The following is a 15,790-nucleotide window of genomic DNA, read 5'->3' on the forward strand; positions in this document are numbered from 1 at the left end:
GGCGGATCAGTCCTCGGTGGTGGCGGCGGGTTCAACCACCTGCTGGATGGCGCCGATCAGGAAGTCCACGCGGTCCCCGGAGCTGAACTCCAGGGTCACCCGCTGGGCCTCCTCGTCGCGGGACACCACGGTGCCGACCATGCCGCCCGCGGTGACCACCTGGGCGCCGACCACGGCACCGCCGCGGGCCTTGGTCTGCTCATCGCGCATCTTCTTGCCGCGGCGGAAGGTCAGCACCATGAAGATCACCAGGATGGCGATCATGATCAGCAGGAACGGGTCCAGCGCGGGACCGGTCCCGCCGCCTTCAGTGGCTAGAAGCTGGGCGTGGTAGAGCGAAGCGTTCACAGATCGGGCCAATCTCTCGTCGCGGGATGTTCGAGGCCAGCGGGCGGATCTTCACCCGAAAGAAGCTGGCCGGGCATTCAACCCGACAGACTATCAGGGTGACGCTCCGGTGGAGTCAGCCCCAGGTGCCGCCAGGCCTGGTCAGTGGCGACGCGCCCTCGAGGGGTCCGGGCGAGCAGGCCCTCTCGGACCAGGTAGGGCTCGGCGACCGTCTCCACGGTCTCGGTCTCCTCCCCCACCAGCACGGCCAGTGTGGAGAGTCCGACCGGGCCGCCGTTGAACTTCAGGCACAGCGCCTCGAGCACGGACCGGTCCAACCGGTCCAGACCACGCTCGTCGACCTCGTACATCTCCAGCGCCGCAGCGGCGGTCGCCCGGTCCACCTGCGGCACCCTATGCACCAGTGCCCAGTCCCGGACCCGGCGCAGCAGCCGGTTGGCGATCCGCGGGGTGCCGCGGGAGCGCGTGGCGATCTCCGCGAAGCCCTGCCCGGCGACGTCCATGTCCAGCATCGCCGAGGAGCGGCGCAGCACCAGCTCCAGCTCGTCGGTGCTGTAGAACTCGAGCTGAGCGGTGAAGCCGAACCGATCGCGCAGCGGCCCGGGCAGCAGGCCCGCGCGGGTGGTCGCCCCCACCAGGGTGAAGGGTGGCAGCTCCAGGGGGATCGACGTCGCCCCGGCACCCTTGCCCACGATCACATCGACCCGGAAGTCCTCCATCGCCATGTAGAGCAGCTCCTCCGCGGGCCGGGACATCCGGTGGATCTCATCGACGAAGAGCACCTCGCCCTCGGTCAGCGAGGACAGGATCGCCGCGAGGTCCCCGGCATGCTGGATCGCGGGCCCGGAGCTGATCCGCAGCGGGGCGTTCATCTCGGCGGCGATGATCATCGCCAGCGTGGTCTTGCCCAGCCCGGGAGGCCCGGAGAGCAGCACGTGGTCCGAGGCGGTGCCGCGGATCCGGGAGGACTCCAGCACCAGGGAGAGCTGACGGCGGACCGTCTGCTGCCCGACGAAGTCGCTCAGCGCCTTCGGTCGCAGCGCCGCCTCCATGGCGCGCTCCTCGGTCATCGAGTTCCCGCCCACCAGCTCGCGGGGAGCCTCTGCGCTCACCGGGCACCTCCGAGGCTGCGCAGCGCCTGGCGCAGCACGGTGGAGACATCGGCGGTGAGCAGCTCCGGCTGGGCGGCCAGCAGCTTCTCCACGGCGGTGCGGGCGTCCTTCTCGGTCCAGCCCAGAGAGACCAGGGCCTCGCGGACCTGGACGGCGACCTCGGGCTCGGCCGGGGCGGCGGCGGTCGGTGTCGGCGGATCGATCACGAGTTTGCCGGCGAGTTCCAGCAGGATCCGCTGCGCGGTCTTCTTCCCGATGCCCGGAACCCGGGTGAATGCGTCGGTGTCAGACTCGGCGATGGCCTGGTGGACCTCGTGCGGGGTGTGCACCGCGAGCACCGCCAGCGCCATCTTCGGCCCGATCCCGGAGATCGAGACCAGGGTGGTGAAGATGACCCGCTCGGAGAGTTCGGAGAAGCCGAAGAGCAGCGGCGCATCGTCCTGGCGCGGCACGAAGCTGGTGTGCAGCCGCGCCTCGGTGCCGCGGTGCAGATCTGCCAGGGTCTTCGGAGTGGCCGAGACATGCAGCCCGAAGCCGGAGACCTCGACCACCGCATGGTCGATGCCGACGTGGAGCACGTCGCCACGGATGGAAGAGATCATTCCTCACCTCACCGTCGCCGCTGGCGACTGGTCGCGGACCAGGGATGCCCCGGCGCCATTAGAACATGTATTCGAACACTCTAGCGCGCCCGCTTCGCGGCTTCCATCCAGGCGCGCTGTGCGGGGGTCAGCCCGGCTCCGGACGCCGCTCGTGTCGATCCACCAGGCGTGGAGCCTGCCGCCTGCTGAGCCCGCTGCAGCCCGGTCGTGGCGCCCTGGTGGGTCTGCGTGGATCCCGACATGTTGAATCGCGCACCGATCCCGGAGCGCCAGCCATGACAGATCGCCACCGCATAGGCATCGGTGGCGTCTACCGGAGTCGGCAGGCCCGGCAGCTTCAGGATCCGCTGCACCATCCGGGCCACCGCCTGCTTATCGGCGTTTCCATCGTCGGTCACCGCGGCCTTGACCTCCGAGGGGGTGTGCCAGGCCACCGGAATGCCGCGGGCGGCCGCGGCCGCGATGATCACTCCCGAGGCCTGGGCGGTGGCCACCACCGTGGGTGCGTTGTTCTGCGCGAAGACCCGTTCGATGGCCAGCACATCCGGGGCGAATCGATCCAGCAGCGCCTCGGCAGCGCGCTGGATGCTGAGGATCCGCTCGGCCAGGTCCTGCGCCGCCTTGGTGCCGGTGACCTCCACGTGCAGGGACTCCCCCGTGCGATTGAGGTTCATCTCCACCACCGCGAACCCGCAGCGGGTCAGCCCGGGGTCGACCCCCAGGATCCGCTGTGCGGTCCGCGAAGTCCCGGCGGTGCCGGAGACGACTCCCGCCGGGCTCATCGCGACACCGGGCTCATCGTGTGCTGCGGCATCGGGACTGCGCCTGCCTCAGTCCTCGGCCTCGAGGGCCGCCAGCGTCTCGGCGCTGAGGTCGGCGTTGGTGTGCACGTTCTGCACGTCGTCGAGGTCCTCCAGGGCGTCGTGCAGCTTGAAGAACTTCTTGGCGGCGTCCACATCGAGATCCACGGTGACATCGGAGACGAACTCCACCTCATCGCTGTCCCAGCTCAGGCCAGCTTCCTCCAGGCCCTTGAGCACCGCGTGCAGGTCCTGCGGCTCGGCGCGGATCTCGAAGCTGGCTTCGTGTTCGATGAGGTCCTCGACCCCGGCCTCGAGCACTGCGGCCAGCACATCGTCCTCGCTCAGCTCGGCCTTGGGCAGCTGCACCACGGCCTTGCGCTGGAACATATAGGCCACGGAACCGGGATCCGCGACAGTGCCGCCGGATCGGGTCACCGCGATGCGGACCTCCGAGGCGGCACGGTTGCGGTTGTCCGTGAGGCACTCCACCAGAAGCGCCGAGCCCTGCGGGCCGCGCACCTCATAGGTGATCTCCTCGTACTCCACGCTGTCGCCGGAGAGTCCGGCGCCGCGCTTGATGGCGCGGTCGATGTTGTCGTTGGGCACGGAGTTCTTCTTCGCCTTGGAGACCGCGAGCTCGAGCCCGGGGTTGCCGGCGAGGTCGGGGCCTCCGTTGCGCGCGGCCACTTCGATCTGTTTGATGTAGCGCCCGTTGAGCTTGGCGCGCTTGGCATCCACAGCAGCCTTGCGGTGCTTGGTGTTGGCCCATTTGGAATGGCCGGCCATGGTTCTCCTCGTGAATGACGTCCGGATGATCACAATCAACAGTTGCATGAAGCAACCGTCCTATAGTCTTGCCACCAGCCTATCGGAGAGGACCTTGAGTCTCATGGAGCACACCGAGCGCCCGGGCGCCACAGAGCGCCCGACGACGCACCAGCCGCCCTCGCAGAATCCGCTGCTGGAAGACGGCCCCCTGGACTATGGGCTGGTCGACCTTTCGCGCATCCACGATGAGCACTGGCTCCCCGCGCTTCACGCCGGGATCACCGCTCAGCGCGAAGCGGTGGAGGTGATCGCCGCCGATGACTCCCCCGCGAGCGTCGCCACCGTGCTGCACCCGCTGGGACTCTCCCACCGGCTGCTCTCCCGGGTGGAGCGGGCGTTCTCCTGCATGTCATCGGTGCACGCCACCCCGCAGCGGCAGCAGGTCCAGCAGGAGCTGGCCCAAGAACTGGCCGGGCACCGAGATTGGCTCACCCTGCACCCGGGGCTCTTCCGCCGACTCTCTGCGCTGGAGTCTGCGCTGGCGCAGGGCCAGACCAGCGCCACCCCGGAACAGCTGCGGATGCTGCACAAGACGCTGGACGCCGCCCGCGCCGCCGGGGCTGGACTCGCGGAGACCACCCAGGCGCAGCTGCGCGCGATCAACCTTGAGCTCACCGCCGCCGAGACTGCCTATGAGCAGCTGCAGCGGCGCGAGGCGGCCGCCCACGCGGTCCACTTCACCGACCTCTCGGAGCTGGCCGGACTCGGTGAGCAGGAGCTGGCCGCTGCGGAGGCGGCGGCCCGGGAGGCCGGGCACGGCGGCGGAGCGCTGCTGCCCCTGAATCTGCCCGTCCAGCAGGGCCCTCTGGAGCGGATGACCCTCCGCGAGTCCCGGCGCCGGCTGCACCAGGCCTCCACGGCGCGCGGCACCCTGACCGACGAGGCGGGCAGGACCACCGGTGCGATCGGAGCGCAGATCGCCCTGCTGCGTGCCCGTCGCGCGCGGATGTTGGGCTTCGAGCATCACCTAGACACGGTGCTGCCTTCGCGCACGGCCGAGGACCGCGCCAGCATCGAGACGATGCTGCGCACCATCGCCGACGGCGCCTCGGCCCGGCTCGAGGCCGAGATCCAGACGCTGCGGGAGGCCGGGGTCGTTGCGAACGGCGCGTCTGGCCCCGGTGCCTCGAGCAGCAGCGCAGAGCTTGACCCCTGGGACATCAGCTTCGGCTTCGCAGCGGTGGCGAAGCAGCGGTCCACCGATGAGGCCCCGGGCGAGGGCCAGGACGTGCCCCTGCAGGAGGCGCTGGACCGGGTCTTCGCCGCGGCGTCCCGGCTCTACGGGATCACGGTGGTCGAACGTGATGACCTGCCCGGTTTCGCCCCCGGAGCTCGCAGCTTCGAGGTCTTCGAGGACTCCGCCGAGCAGCGGCCGGGTGCGGGCATCGGTCTGTTCCTGCTCGATCTCTTCGCCCGGCCGAGCAAGTCCGGCGGGGCATGGATGAACTCCTTCTCGGTGGCCTCCACGTTGACCGGATCCTCACCGGTGGTGATCAACGCGTTGAACATCACCGCCCCGGCGCCGGGGGAAGAGCCGGCGTTGACGCCCTCGGCGATGCGCACGCTCTTCCACGAGTTCGGCCACGCCCTGCATGGCCTGCTGGCCGAGGCGGAGTTCGAGGAGCTCTCCGCCACTGCGGTGCCTCGGGACAACGTCGAGTTCCCCTCCCAGGTCAATGAGATCTTCCAGGAGCTGTTCACCGGAGGCCTCGCCGAAGCCGGTCAGGCGCCCGCGGCGGAGCAGCTCTGGGGCAAGGGATTGAGCACCTTCGAACACATCGCCGCCGTCGTCCTGGACCTGGCCTGGCACACGCTCTCCGTCGAGGAGGCCGAGGCCGCCGCGGAGGATCCTGAGGCGTTCTCCGCCCAGGCGCTGGCTGCATGGGGGCTGGATCACCCGTTGGTGCCGCCGCGGTATGGCACCGGATTCTTCAAGCACATCTTCGCCGGATCCGGCTACGCCGCCGGGTACTACTCCTACCTGTGGGCCCAGGTGCTCGCCGCCGACGCCTCACAGTGGTACCGCGAACAGCTGGGTACCCTCGAGGACACCGAGCAGCTGGACCGGGCCCTCGCCGCGGCGGGGTTTCAGGTGCGCCGCGAGCTGCTGGCCCGCGGGAACACCCGGGATCCGCTGGAGTCCTACCGAATCACCTTCGGCCGGGACCCCGCCATGGGGGCCCTGCTGCACCAGCTGGGACTCTAGGACGGTCGGATCGGCGGCACGCCGGGGGAATCAGATTCACCCGGCGTGCCGCCGATCCGCCTGTGGGGTGAGAGCGCACCCCACAGCGCAATCCGCAGTGCACCCCACGGCGCACCCCACAGCGCACCCTTCAGAGCCGTGGCGTACCAGTGACTCCGACGATGACCTTCCCGGAGAGTCTGGGATCCGCCGCGGTCGCGAACAAGGTCGCCGGATCTTCGGGGTCGAGCTCATGGGTGATGACGTCTTCGATCTCCGAGTGCGACTCGAGGAGCCTGATGGCGTCATCGATCTCGTGGACGAAGCGGAATGCCCCGACGATGCGTATCTCCCCGGAGATGACGCGCGAGAGTCCGATGGGGCTCGACGTCGGCGCGACCATCCCCACCTGGACGTGGACGCCTCCTGACCGTAGAGCGCGCGAGGTCGACGAAGCGATGGCCGCATCGACTCCCGAACACTCGAAGACCAGGTCGTAGGAGTGCTCCGGGACGCTGTCCTTGGACACATCCAGGCACACGGTGGCCCCTTGGCGCTCAGCGCGTTCCAGAGCCTGAGGAACCACATCTGTCGCGGTGATGTGGGCCGCTCCGGCAGCCTTCAGGGCCGCCACGGTCAGCAGCCCGATGGGGCCCACACCTGAGACGAGAATCCGTGCGGTTTCCGGATGAGCACCGACCGAGCGGGCCTGCTCAACCGCGTGAAGCGCGACCGCGAGTGGTTCGGCGAGGACCGCGCGACGGATCGGCAGCTGTCCCGGCAGAACCCGCACCATGGTGCGGTCGACCACGATGAATTCTGCCAAGGCCCCCTGCGTATGCGGCCAGGTCGAGGCGCTGCCGAGGTAGGACCCGCCAGGCCAGAGGTTCGGGGCATCCTCCAGGCCGGGCTGAGGCGTGCCCCATCGCGCTGGATGCACGGTCACCGGGGTCCCCGCAGGCAGCTCACCCGTTGGATCCTCAGCCACCGTGCCTGAGAGCTCATGGCCCGGGATCAAGGGTTCACGGACCTTGAAGTCGCCGTTGGCGCCATCCTGGTAGTAGTGCAGATCCGAGCCGCAGATCCCGACGTAGGCCACCCGAAGCAGCACCTGGTGCTCTTCCGGGACCGGCATGGGCACTGGCTCCCAGTAACAGCTCTGCGCGCCATGGATCACCAGTGCGTGATTCGTCTCCTGCGGGGCTGCCGAGGGGCTGTTCACGGTATCCATGCGTCACACCACCGAGGTCATGCCGCCGTCGACGAACAGGTTCTGTCCGGAGACGAAGCTGGACGCCGAGGAGCTGAAGAAGAGCAGTGCACCCGAGAGCTCGTCGAGCGAGCCCCATCGTCCCGCCGGGGTGCGCTTGCAGACCCATTGGTTGAAATCTTCGTCTGCCACCAGGGCTCGATTCATGTCGGTGGCGAAGTATCCGGGCGAAATGGTGTTCACCTGGATCCCGTGACGGGCCAGATCTGCGGCCATCCCCTTGGAGAGCTGAGCGACCGCGCCCTTGGTGGCGGAGTACGGCGCGATCGTCTCCCGAGCCAGCATCGATTGCACCGACCCGATATTGATGATCTTGCCGGAGCCGCGCTGGATCATGCTCGGCACCAGCGCGCGAGAGACGTAGAAGACGCTGCTGAGGTTCGAGCCGACGACGTCGTCCCAGTCCTGGGTCTCGAAGTCCTGGAAAGGCGCCCGGCGCTGGAGGCCTGCGTTGTTGACCAGAATGTCGGGAGTCCCGCGTTCTTCGACCAGCCGGTCCAACTCTCGACGGACCTGATCTGCATCCGTCACGTCGAAGGTGACGCTGTGGGCGGGCCGGCCGGAGACGGACTCCACCTCCAGCCGAGCCTCTTCCAGCGCCGCGGCATCGCGACCATGCAGGGTGACCTCAGCGCCAGCCCCCGCCAGGGCCAGGGCCAGTTGCCGCCCCAGCCCTCGCGAGGAACCGGTGATCAGCGCATGGTGACCGGTGATGTCGAAGAGATTCTGTGCGCGGCTCTCGGTGTTGCTGTGTGTCACGGTGCGGTTCCTTTCAGAGCAGCGAGGCGGCCAGGTAGACGATGACCACCAGGATGAACCCGAGCATCGACTGCAGCGCCTGCTGCACGGTCCAGGTCTTCAGCGTCTCCTTGACATCCATGCCCATGAGTCGGCCGACGAGCCAGAAGCCCGAGTCGTTGACGTGTCCGGCGAACACCGAGCCAGCGGCGGTCGCCAGGACGATGGCCGCGACCTGGATCGAGTTGAAGTCTCCCGCCAGCACCGCCGGCGCGGCCAGACCTGCGGCGGTGACCAGGGCGACCGTCGCCGAACCCTGAGCCAGGCGAATCGCCACTGCGATGAGGTACGCGGCAGCGATCACCGGCAGCCCGAGGTCACTGAGCGAATCGGCCAGTGCATCGCCGATGCCGGAGGCGCGCAGCACGCCGCCGAACATGCCGCCGGCGCCGGTGATCAGGATGACCGAGCAGACCGGGCCCAGAGCGGAGTCCAGGAGCTTCTCCAGGGCTGTGCCGGATTCACCGCGACGGTAGCCCAGCACGATGGACGCGACGATGACCGTGATCAACAGCGCCATCATGGTGGTGCCGAGGAAGGACAGCGCCTGGACCCAGGTGCTCTCCGCGTCGAAGATCCCCACCGAGGTCAGGCTGCTGAGGCCGGTGTTGAAGAGGATGAGCGTCATGGGCAGGAGCAGCAGGAAGATGATGGTGCTGACCCGGGGCGGATTCGTCGGCTGATCGTCGTCGATCTCACCGAAGATCGTGGGAACCGGGACCATCAGGCGCTGCCCGACGAAGAGACCCCACAGGTAACCGGAGACGTACCAGAGGGGGTACGCGATGATGAGTCCGACGAGCAGCACGATGCCGAGGTTGGCCTCATAGAGTTCAGAGGCTGCCACTGGGCCCGGATGTGGCGGCAGGAACACGTGCATGACGGAGAACGCCGCCGCCGTGGGCAGACCGAACAGCAGAACGTTCTTGCCGGAGACCCGTCGTGCCACCGCGAAGACGATCGGGAGCATCATCACGAGGCCCGCGTCGAAGAACATCGGGAAGCCCAGGATCAGCGAAGCGATGCCGAGGGCGAACGGAGCTCGGCGTTCACCGAAGCGGGAGATCAGAGCCTCGGCGAGGGCCTTGGCGCCGCCTGAGTGCTCCACGAGGCGGCCCAACATGGCGCCGAGGGCGACCAGAATCGCGACACTGGCGAGCGTGGCTCCGAATCCGTCCGTCAAGGTCTCAGAGAGGGCCGAGAGTGGAACGCCCGCAACGACGGCGGTGAGGGTCGAGACCACGATCAACGTGATGAACGCGTGGACCTTGAATCGAATGATGAGCAGCAGGATCAGCGCGATCGCGCCGACCGCAATGGACAACAAGGGGCCTGTGCCCAGTGTCTGAGTCCAATCTTCCATGGGTGTCTCCGTTGCAAAGTCTGAGTGGGAGCGCGCGGTCTGGGGCGTCAACGTCGAAGCCTCATCGTGACCGCACAGAGTCACTGGGATGTGTTTCCAGTCACATGGTGGCAGACAGGTAGTACTTTTGGCAAAAAAGGTAGTACCTGTGGGTTTCTGGGCTCCGGGGCCCGCGGTGGAGGTCCCTCAGGCAAGCGCCTCGTCGTCGGTGAGTTGGTCCTGTTCGACCGTCGCGTCGCGGAATCCCGAGCTGACCAGCGCCAGGACTGCCAGCAGCATGACCCCGGCGGCAGAGAGCAGCGCGATGGATGAGCTGGTGGCGATGGCCAGGGCGCCCCCGAGCGGCGCGCCGAGCACGATCATTCCTCGGTTGATCGATCGCCGGGTGGCGCTCATGCGTGCCAGGAGCCGGTCTGGGGTCACGGCCTGCCAGTACCCCATCTCCAGCGGCCCCTCGATCCCCATCGCCACCCAGAACACGAATTGACCTGCGGCGATCACCGCGAAGGCCGACCAGTGCGCGGCCGGCCAGTCTGCCGGGGACGCATAGGTGCCCTCGACCAGCGGGGTCCCCAGCGCCGCCGCGGCCGCAAGTGGGGCGAGAGCCACCAGCGCCAACGCCGCCGGCTGGATGAACCTGGCGATCACCATGGTCCGGCCAGTCCCCCACCGTGCCCCGAGCCGGACCGAGAGCAGCGAGCCGAGGACCGAGCCGATGCCGGCGGCGGTGAGCACCAGCCCCAGTCCCAGTGATCCAAGTCCCAGATCGTTGAGGACCAGGGCGGGCAGCACGGCGCCCATCATCGCTGAGCCGATGAACCAGGCGTGGCTGGACCAGGCCAGGGGCCCGAGCCGTGGGTGCCGGTAGATCCAGCGCAGACCCTCCCGCACCTTCCGGCTCAGCGGTTCCGGGGCGGGCACGGGCGGCTTCTCGGTGGCGACATGCCTGAGCGTGAGCAGGACGGCCGCAGAGATGAAGTGGGTGATCGCGCCGAGCAGCAGCGCGAAGGGGGCCGTGACCAGGGCGACCAGGCCGCCCGCCACGGCGCTTCCGGTGGTCTGGGCCACGGTGTCGCTCTGCTGGAGCCGGGCGTTGGCCCGCGTGAGCAGAGGTCGCGGGACGAGCTTCGGCAGGAGAGACTGATAGGCCGCGTCGCTCATCAGCGCCAGGGTCCCGAAGCAGAAGATCAACACCATCACGGTTGCCACGTCCAGGAGCCCCAGCACGCCCAGCAGGCATAGGGACGCCAGCACCAGCCCCCGGCCGAGATCGCTCGCGATGAGCACCGTGCGTCGCCTCAATCGGTCGACCCAGATGCCGGCGAGCAGCCCGAAGAGCAGGTACGGCGCCCAGCGTGCCGCGTTGACCAGCCCCTGATCAAGCGCTGTGCCGCTCAGAGTCACCAGGACCAGCACCGAGAGCGCCACCGTGGTGATGTAGGTGCCGAAGTCGGAGACGGTCGAGGCGAACCAGAACCGCAGGAAGGCCGAGTTGTGTCGCAGCTTCATGGCTGAGCAGGACCGAGATCTGCGAGCGAACAAGACGGCAGCACGATCCAGCCCTCCCGCTCGGCTCGCGCCTGGTGCTCGGCAGGCGGCGGCTCATACCGACCCAGGGCGGCGGCCCGCGCGGCAAGGGCCGCCACCACGGCGTCGAAGGCATCGGTGGAGGCCACCATGAGCGGCGCATGCGGTCCCAGAGCCAACCAGGGGGCGTCGCGCTGCATCCGCTGCACCAGTGCCCGGCGCACCTGCGGGTCCGTCCGGTATCCACGAACCTCCCACTCCCAGGTTCGCAGCGTGGCGCCGGGGTAGACCTCCACGACGACGCCGGTCCGGCCGGACCGGTCGACCAGAAGCCCGCTGGCGGCGAGTCTGCCGAGGAGACCGGCGCAGCGCATGGCGGTCAGACCGATCCGATCCGTCGAGACGCTCAACGGCCAGCGTCCGATCTTCTCGCGGATCCACCGATCGGTCTCCCGGTAGGCCAGGGTCCGGCGCCATGGCATGCGCCCATCCGGTCGCTGCTGGGCTGCGAGGTTCGCGTGTTCGGCGAGGAAGCTGACGAACTCATCGGGCCAGCCGAAGGCGCAATCGATGCCGATCCTGGTGATCCCTGCGGCGGCCTCGATGATCTCCGCGTCCTCGACGCCAAGACTCAGCCGTTCCAGGTGGGCGCCGCCGGGTCCCCACTCGATGGTGGCCAGGGCTGTTCCCTTGCTCTCGGCGGCCAGGTCGACCCCGGCGGTGCGCATCGGGACATCAGTCATGACCCTGACGCTACCTAATGAGTCAGTCGGTGGCGGCGGCGGTCTGGGCGATCACGGTGCGGAAGCGCTGGACGATGGTGACCACCGAGGCGATCCCGAGCAGGGTCAGCACCACCAGCAGCACCGAGGAGTGCAGACCCAGGCCCGTGAATCCGGTGAACACCAGGGTCAGCACCATGCGCTCGGAGCGTTCGGCGATCCCGACGTCGGCGGTGTAGCCCAGCGCCTCAGCCTTGGCCCGCACATAGGAGACCAGGTTGCCCGCCAGCAGGCAGAACGCCGAGGCGATCCCGAGCCAGATGTGGTCTCCCCCGGTGAAGAACCAGATCAGCAGGCCCAGGAACACCGCGCCGTCCTGGACCCGGTCCAGGCAGGAGTCCAGGAAGCCGCCCAGCACCGACCCCTGACCGCTGATCCTGGCCATCAGCCCATCGACGAGATCGGAGAAGACGAAGACGGTGATGAACACCGTGCCCCAGAACAGCTCTCCCATCGGATAGAACACCAGCGCACCCAGGCAGACACCGATCGTGCCGATCACCGTGACCATGTTCGGGGTCATCCCGATCCCCAGCAGCGCCTTGGCGATCGGGGTGAACAGCCCGCCGAAGAAGGCGCGCGCGTAGCGGTTGAGCATCTAGCGGTTCGCCTCCCAGGCCTCGGCCACCAGGGCGCGGGTCTCGCCCAGGGTCTGTGAGAGGTTCTTCGTCTGCGCGATGATCGGCATGAAGTTGGTGTCCCCGTTCCAGCGCGGGATCACGTGCTGGTGCAGGTGCACGGCGATGCCCGCCCCGCCGACCTTGCCCTGGTTCACCCCGAGATTGAACCCTCCCGGGTTCGCCGTGGCGCGCAGCACGCGCATGCACTCCTGGGTCAGCGTGATGAACTCCGAGGCCTCCTCGGCGTCGAGATCGGTGAGGTCCGGGACGTGCCGGTAGGGGCAGACCATCAGGTGGCCGGGGTTATAGGGGTAGAGGTTCAGCAGCACGAAGCAGCGTTCACCGCGGTGCACGATCAGCGACTCCTCGTCGCTGCGCTTCGGCCCCTGGCAGAACGGGCAGTCGCTTGACCCTCTGACCTGGTCCTGGCCGCGCTGGTGGTAGGCAGCACGGTGTGGGGTCCAGAGGCGCTGGAAGGCATCGGGCACGCCTGCCAGTTCAAACTCGTCGCCGGACCCCACTCGGCTCAGCCTTCCTTGGATTCGATGGCCGCGAGGATCCGGGCCACCGCCGCGTCCACCGGCACCTGGTTGTCCTGGCTGCCGTCGCGGAACCGGAAGGAGACCGCTCCGGCGTCGACGTCGTCGCCCCCGGCGATCAGCACGAACGGGATCTTGTCCTTCGACGCCGTGCGGATCTTCTTCGGGAAGCGGTCGCTGCTGTCCTCGAGCTCGGCACGCACACCGGCGGCCTGCAGCTTCGCGACGACCTCGGTGAGGTAGTCGTTGAATGGCTCGGCGACCGGGATCGCGCGGACCTGGACCGGTGAGAGCCAGACCGGGAACGCACCTGCATAGTGTTCGGTGAGCACGCCGAGGAAGCGTTCGATGGAGCCGAACTTCGCGGCGTGGATCATCACCGGTTCCTGGCGGGTGCCGTCGGCGGCCTGGTATTCCAGGCCGAAGCGCGCGGGCTGGTTGAAGTCGTACTGCACCGTGGACATCTGCCAGGTCCGCCCGATGGCGTCGCGGGCCTGCACGGAGATCTTCGGTCCGTAGTAGGCCGCGCCGCCGGGATCGGCGACCAGCTCCAGGCCGGTCTCGTTGGCGACGTCCTCGAGCACCTTGGTGGCCTCGGCCCACTGCTCGGCGCTGCCGATGAACTTCTCGGAGTCCTCATCCCGGGTGGAGAGCTCCAGGTAGAAGTCATCGAGTCCGAAGTCACGCAGCAGCGAGAGCACGAAGCTGAGCAGGTGGCGGACCTCGTCGGGGGCCTGTTCCTTGGTGACATAGGAGTGCGAGTCGTCCTGGGCGAAGCCGCGCACCCGGGTCAGGCCGTGGATCACGCCGGACTTCTCGTAGCGGTAGACCGAGCCGAACTCGAAGAGTCGCATCGGCAGCTCCCGGTAGGAGCGTCCGCGGGAGCGGTAGATCAGGTTGTGCATCGGGCAGTTCATCGCCTTGAGCCGGTAGTCCTGGCCCTGTTTGGTGATGTTGCCCTCGGCGTCGCGCTCCTCATCCACGTGCAGCGGCGGGAACATGGTGTCGGCGTAGTAGGGCAGGTGTCCCGAGGTGTGGAACAGGCCGTCCTTGGAGATGTGCGGGGTGCCCACGTACTGGAATCCGGCCTCGATGTGCCGGGTCCGGACGTAGTCCTCCATCTCGCGCTTGATGATGCCGCCCTTGGGGTGGAACAGCGGCAGACCCGATCCCAGCTCGTCGGGGAAGCTGAAGAGGTCCAGCTCGGAGCCCAGCCGGCGGTGGTCGCGGCGCTCGGCCTCGGCCAGCCGCTCCTTATAGGCCTTGAGGTCCTCCTTGGTGGGCCAGGCGGTGCCGTAGAGCCGCTGCAGCTGAGGGTTGGTCTCCTTGCCGCGCCAGTAGGCGGCGGCGGAGCGCATCACGGCGTAGGCGTTGGCGATCAGCTTGGTGTTGGGCAGGTGCGGGCCGCGGCACAGGTCGGACCAGATTCGCTCGCCGTGGCGATCGACGTTGTGGTAGATCGTGATCTCCCCGCCACCGACCTCGATGTTGGCGCCCTCGGCGGCCTCTGCGGCACCGTTGGATCCCGCGGCGGCGCTGGCGACGCCGAGCAGCTCGAGCTTATACGGCTCATCCGCCATCGCGGCCTTGGCCTGCTCCTCGCTGACCACCTCGCGCTCGAACTGCTGGGTCTGGTTGATCAGCTTCTGCATGGCCTTCTCGATCTTCTTGAGATCCTCAGGCGTGAAGGGCTCGGCGACGTCGAAGTCGAAGTAGAACCCGTCGGTGATGTAGGGGCCGATGCCGAGCTTGGCCTCGGGGTAGAGCTGCTGGACCGCCTGGGCCATCACGTGGGCGGTGGAGTGGCGCAGCACGTTGAGCCCGTCGGGGCTGGAGATGTCCACAGCCTCGACGACGGCGCCGGCCGGGATCTCGCGGGAGAGGTCCCAGAGCTCGCCGTCCACCCGCATGACCACGGTGGTCTTCTGCGCGGCGAAGAGCGTGGTGCCCGTGGTGCCGCGTTCGATGCTCGCCGTCTCGCCGTCGCGGGTGATGCTGATGGATTCAGCCGGCGCTGACGCCTGGGACGGGGCTTCCGATGCTGCGTTTTCGGACACGTGGGATGTACTCCTCATCAATGATCTGCGGACCCAGGTGATTCTACGGGAACCCCGGCGGAACTGACGCGGGGCTCAGTCGCGCTGGCACCCTGGACACCAGTAGAGCCGTCGGCCCTGCAGCTCGGCGGCCTCGATGAGCGTCGCGCAGCGTGGACAGGCGGTGCCCTGGTGCTTATAGACCCAGTGCCGACGCGAGCCGCCGGAGCGCACGGTACGGATCCGACCCTCCGCGACCCCGTCGCGCAGCTGCTCGGTGAGCCGATCCCACAGCCTCGCCGCACGATCCGGGTCCAGCTGGTTGCTGGGAGTGTGCGGGTCGAGACGCTCGAGGAAGAGCGACTCCGCGCGGTAGATGTTGCCCACCCCGGCGATGACCGCCTGGTCCATCAGGGCCGCGGCGATGCTGATCCGACGTCGGCGCAGGTTGTGCAGGAAGCGCTCACGCAGCTGCGCATCGGCCCGGGCGTCCTGGCTGAGCCCCTGGCGCAGCGGATCCGGCCCCAGCCGATCCACGACGGCCTGGTACTCGGAGAGGTCCAACACCGCGCAGGTGGTCGGGCCGCGCAGGTCCGCCCAGCCGTGCCGGGCGCTCACCCGGGCGCGCACCGCCCCCTTGGGCGGCTCGGGGATCAGCCAGCCGTCCTCGGCGTAGCGCGGTTCGAGGGTGCCCACCGCGGCGCGCGGGGCACCGACCGTGGCCTCCGCCGCGAACTCCGCGTCGCCGCGGAAGCTGAACGCGCCGTAGAGGCCCAGGTGGACCTGCCACACCTCGGGGCCGAGGTGCACGAACAGGTGCTTGCCCCAGGCCTCGGCATGCTCGGGCACCTGCCCGTCCAGACGCTGCGCACCAGCGCTGAACCGGCCCTGCGGGGAGCTGACCCGCCACGGATGACCGGCGAAGACCGTGTTGATCTGCGCGGCGAGCCGGTGGAGGGTGTGGCCTTCAGGCATGG

15 protein-coding genes are annotated in these 15,790 nt (G+C 68.5%); 1 reads left to right on the plus strand and 14 read right to left on the minus strand.

Annotated elements, in window-relative coordinates:
* Positions 1 to 6: 6 nt before the first annotated feature.
* From I2487_RS09995 to I2487_RS10015, 5 genes are all read right to left on the minus strand, one after another.
* Positions 7 to 348, minus strand: coding sequence for a preprotein translocase subunit YajC (locus I2487_RS09995; RefSeq protein ID WP_207171816.1), 342 nt, complete (start codon positions 346 to 348; stop codon positions 7 to 9).
* Positions 349 to 425: 77 nt separating this feature from the next.
* A complete protein-coding gene (ruvB, locus tag I2487_RS10000; RefSeq protein ID WP_207171866.1) occupies positions 426 to 1,418 on the minus strand; it encodes a Holliday junction branch migration DNA helicase RuvB in 993 nt (330 codons plus the stop codon).
* A gap of 38 nt (positions 1,419 to 1,456) precedes the next feature.
* Positions 1,457 to 2,062: a Holliday junction branch migration protein RuvA gene (gene ruvA, locus I2487_RS10005; RefSeq protein WP_207171815.1), complete on the minus strand. Its 606-nt coding sequence runs from the start codon at positions 2,060 to 2,062 to the stop codon at positions 1,457 to 1,459.
* Positions 2,063 to 2,142: 80 nt separating this feature from the next.
* A complete protein-coding gene (ruvC, locus tag I2487_RS10010) occupies positions 2,143 to 2,844 on the minus strand; it encodes a crossover junction endodeoxyribonuclease RuvC (protein ID WP_207171813.1) in 702 nt (233 codons plus the stop codon).
* 48 nt (positions 2,845 to 2,892) lie between these two features.
* Positions 2,893 to 3,651: a YebC/PmpR family DNA-binding transcriptional regulator gene (locus I2487_RS10015; protein WP_207171811.1), complete on the minus strand. Its 759-nt coding sequence runs from the start codon at positions 3,649 to 3,651 to the stop codon at positions 2,893 to 2,895.
* Positions 3,652 to 3,754: 103 nt separating this feature from the next.
* On the opposite strand from I2487_RS10015, the gene I2487_RS10020 reads away from it, so the two are divergent.
* Entirely contained in the window at positions 3,755 to 5,899 is a 2,145-nt protein-coding gene (locus tag I2487_RS10020; RefSeq protein WP_207171809.1) for a M3 family metallopeptidase, read from the plus strand.
* Between the two features lie 130 nt (positions 5,900 to 6,029).
* Here I2487_RS10020 and I2487_RS10025 read toward each other — a convergent pair whose 3' ends face one another.
* From I2487_RS10025 to I2487_RS10065, 9 genes are all read right to left on the minus strand, one after another.
* Positions 6,030 to 7,109, minus strand: a complete 1,080-nt coding sequence (locus I2487_RS10025) for a zinc-binding dehydrogenase (RefSeq protein WP_207171793.1) — start codon at positions 7,107 to 7,109, stop codon at positions 6,030 to 6,032.
* Between the two features lie 3 nt (positions 7,110 to 7,112).
* Positions 7,113 to 7,907: an SDR family oxidoreductase gene (locus I2487_RS10030; protein WP_207171792.1), complete on the minus strand. Its 795-nt coding sequence runs from the start codon at positions 7,905 to 7,907 to the stop codon at positions 7,113 to 7,115.
* A gap of 13 nt (positions 7,908 to 7,920) precedes the next feature.
* Positions 7,921 to 9,309 carry a GntP family permease gene (locus I2487_RS10035; RefSeq protein ID WP_207171789.1) on the minus strand — a complete coding sequence of 463 codons (1,389 nt, stop codon included), beginning with the start codon at positions 9,307 to 9,309 and terminating at the stop codon, positions 7,921 to 7,923.
* A gap of 186 nt (positions 9,310 to 9,495) precedes the next feature.
* A complete protein-coding gene (locus I2487_RS10040; protein WP_207171787.1) occupies positions 9,496 to 10,818 on the minus strand; it encodes an MFS transporter in 1,323 nt (440 codons plus the stop codon).
* On the minus strand, positions 10,815 to 11,579 hold the full coding sequence (locus I2487_RS10045; RefSeq protein WP_255546166.1) for a DUF429 domain-containing protein: 765 nt from the start codon (positions 11,577 to 11,579) through the stop codon (positions 10,815 to 10,817). Before I2487_RS10045 ends, I2487_RS10040 begins: the two co-directional genes overlap by 4 nt.
* Positions 11,580 to 11,601: 22 nt before the next feature.
* Positions 11,602 to 12,216 (minus strand): phosphatidylinositol phosphate synthase, encoded by a 615-nt coding sequence (gene pgsA / locus I2487_RS10050; RefSeq protein WP_207171786.1) that lies wholly within the window; start codon positions 12,214 to 12,216, stop codon positions 11,602 to 11,604.
* The gene (locus I2487_RS10055) at positions 12,217 to 12,759 is read right to left on the minus strand and encodes an HIT family protein (protein WP_345941395.1); all 543 of its coding nucleotides are present in this window, start codon (positions 12,757 to 12,759) and stop codon (positions 12,217 to 12,219) included. It lies immediately after the preceding gene.
* Between the two features lie 5 nt (positions 12,760 to 12,764).
* Entirely contained in the window at positions 12,765 to 14,852 is a 2,088-nt protein-coding gene (gene thrS, locus I2487_RS10060; RefSeq protein WP_207171784.1) for a threonine--tRNA ligase, read from the minus strand.
* A gap of 57 nt (positions 14,853 to 14,909) precedes the next feature.
* Positions 14,910 to 15,788, minus strand: a complete 879-nt coding sequence (locus tag I2487_RS10065; RefSeq protein ID WP_207171782.1) for an Fpg/Nei family DNA glycosylase — start codon at positions 15,786 to 15,788, stop codon at positions 14,910 to 14,912.
* Positions 15,789 to 15,790 lie beyond the last annotated feature (2 nt).

This window comes from Nesterenkonia sp. E16_10 (assembly GCF_017347085.1).
GTDB lineage: Bacteria > Actinomycetota > Actinomycetes > Actinomycetales > Micrococcaceae > Nesterenkonia.

Bases quoted from the DNA above. Each gene is read 5' to 3' on its own strand.
- ruvA (WP_207171815.1), bottom strand. From the start codon at position 2,062: ATGATCTCTTCCATCCGTGGCGACGTGCTCCACGTCGGCATCGACCAT.
- I2487_RS10015 (WP_207171811.1), bottom strand. From the start codon at position 3,651: ATGGCCGGCCATTCCAAATGGGCCAACACCAAGCACCGCAAGGCTGCT.
- I2487_RS10065 (WP_207171782.1), bottom strand. From the start codon at position 15,788: ATGCCTGAAGGCCACACCCTCCACCGGCTCGCCGCGCAGATCAACACG.
- pgsA (WP_207171786.1), bottom strand. From the start codon at position 12,216: ATGCTCAACCGCTACGCGCGCGCCTTCTTCGGCGGGCTGTTCACCCCG.
- ruvC (WP_207171813.1), bottom strand. From the start codon at position 2,844: ATGAGCCCGGCGGGAGTCGTCTCCGGCACCGCCGGGACTTCGCGGACC.
- thrS (WP_207171784.1), bottom strand. From the start codon at position 14,852: ATGAGGAGTACATCCCACGTGTCCGAAAACGCAGCATCGGAAGCCCCG.
- I2487_RS10020 (WP_207171809.1), top strand. From the start codon at position 3,755: ATGGAGCACACCGAGCGCCCGGGCGCCACAGAGCGCCCGACGACGCAC.
- I2487_RS10040 (WP_207171787.1), bottom strand. From the start codon at position 10,818: ATGAAGCTGCGACACAACTCGGCCTTCCTGCGGTTCTGGTTCGCCTCG.
- ruvB (WP_207171866.1), bottom strand. From the start codon at position 1,418: ATGACCGAGGAGCGCGCCATGGAGGCGGCGCTGCGACCGAAGGCGCTG.
- I2487_RS10035 (WP_207171789.1), bottom strand. From the start codon at position 9,309: ATGGAAGATTGGACTCAGACACTGGGCACAGGCCCCTTGTTGTCCATT.
- I2487_RS10045 (WP_255546166.1), bottom strand. From the start codon at position 11,579: ATGACTGATGTCCCGATGCGCACCGCCGGGGTCGACCTGGCCGCCGAG.
- I2487_RS10025 (WP_207171793.1), bottom strand. From the start codon at position 7,109: ATGGATACCGTGAACAGCCCCTCGGCAGCCCCGCAGGAGACGAATCAC.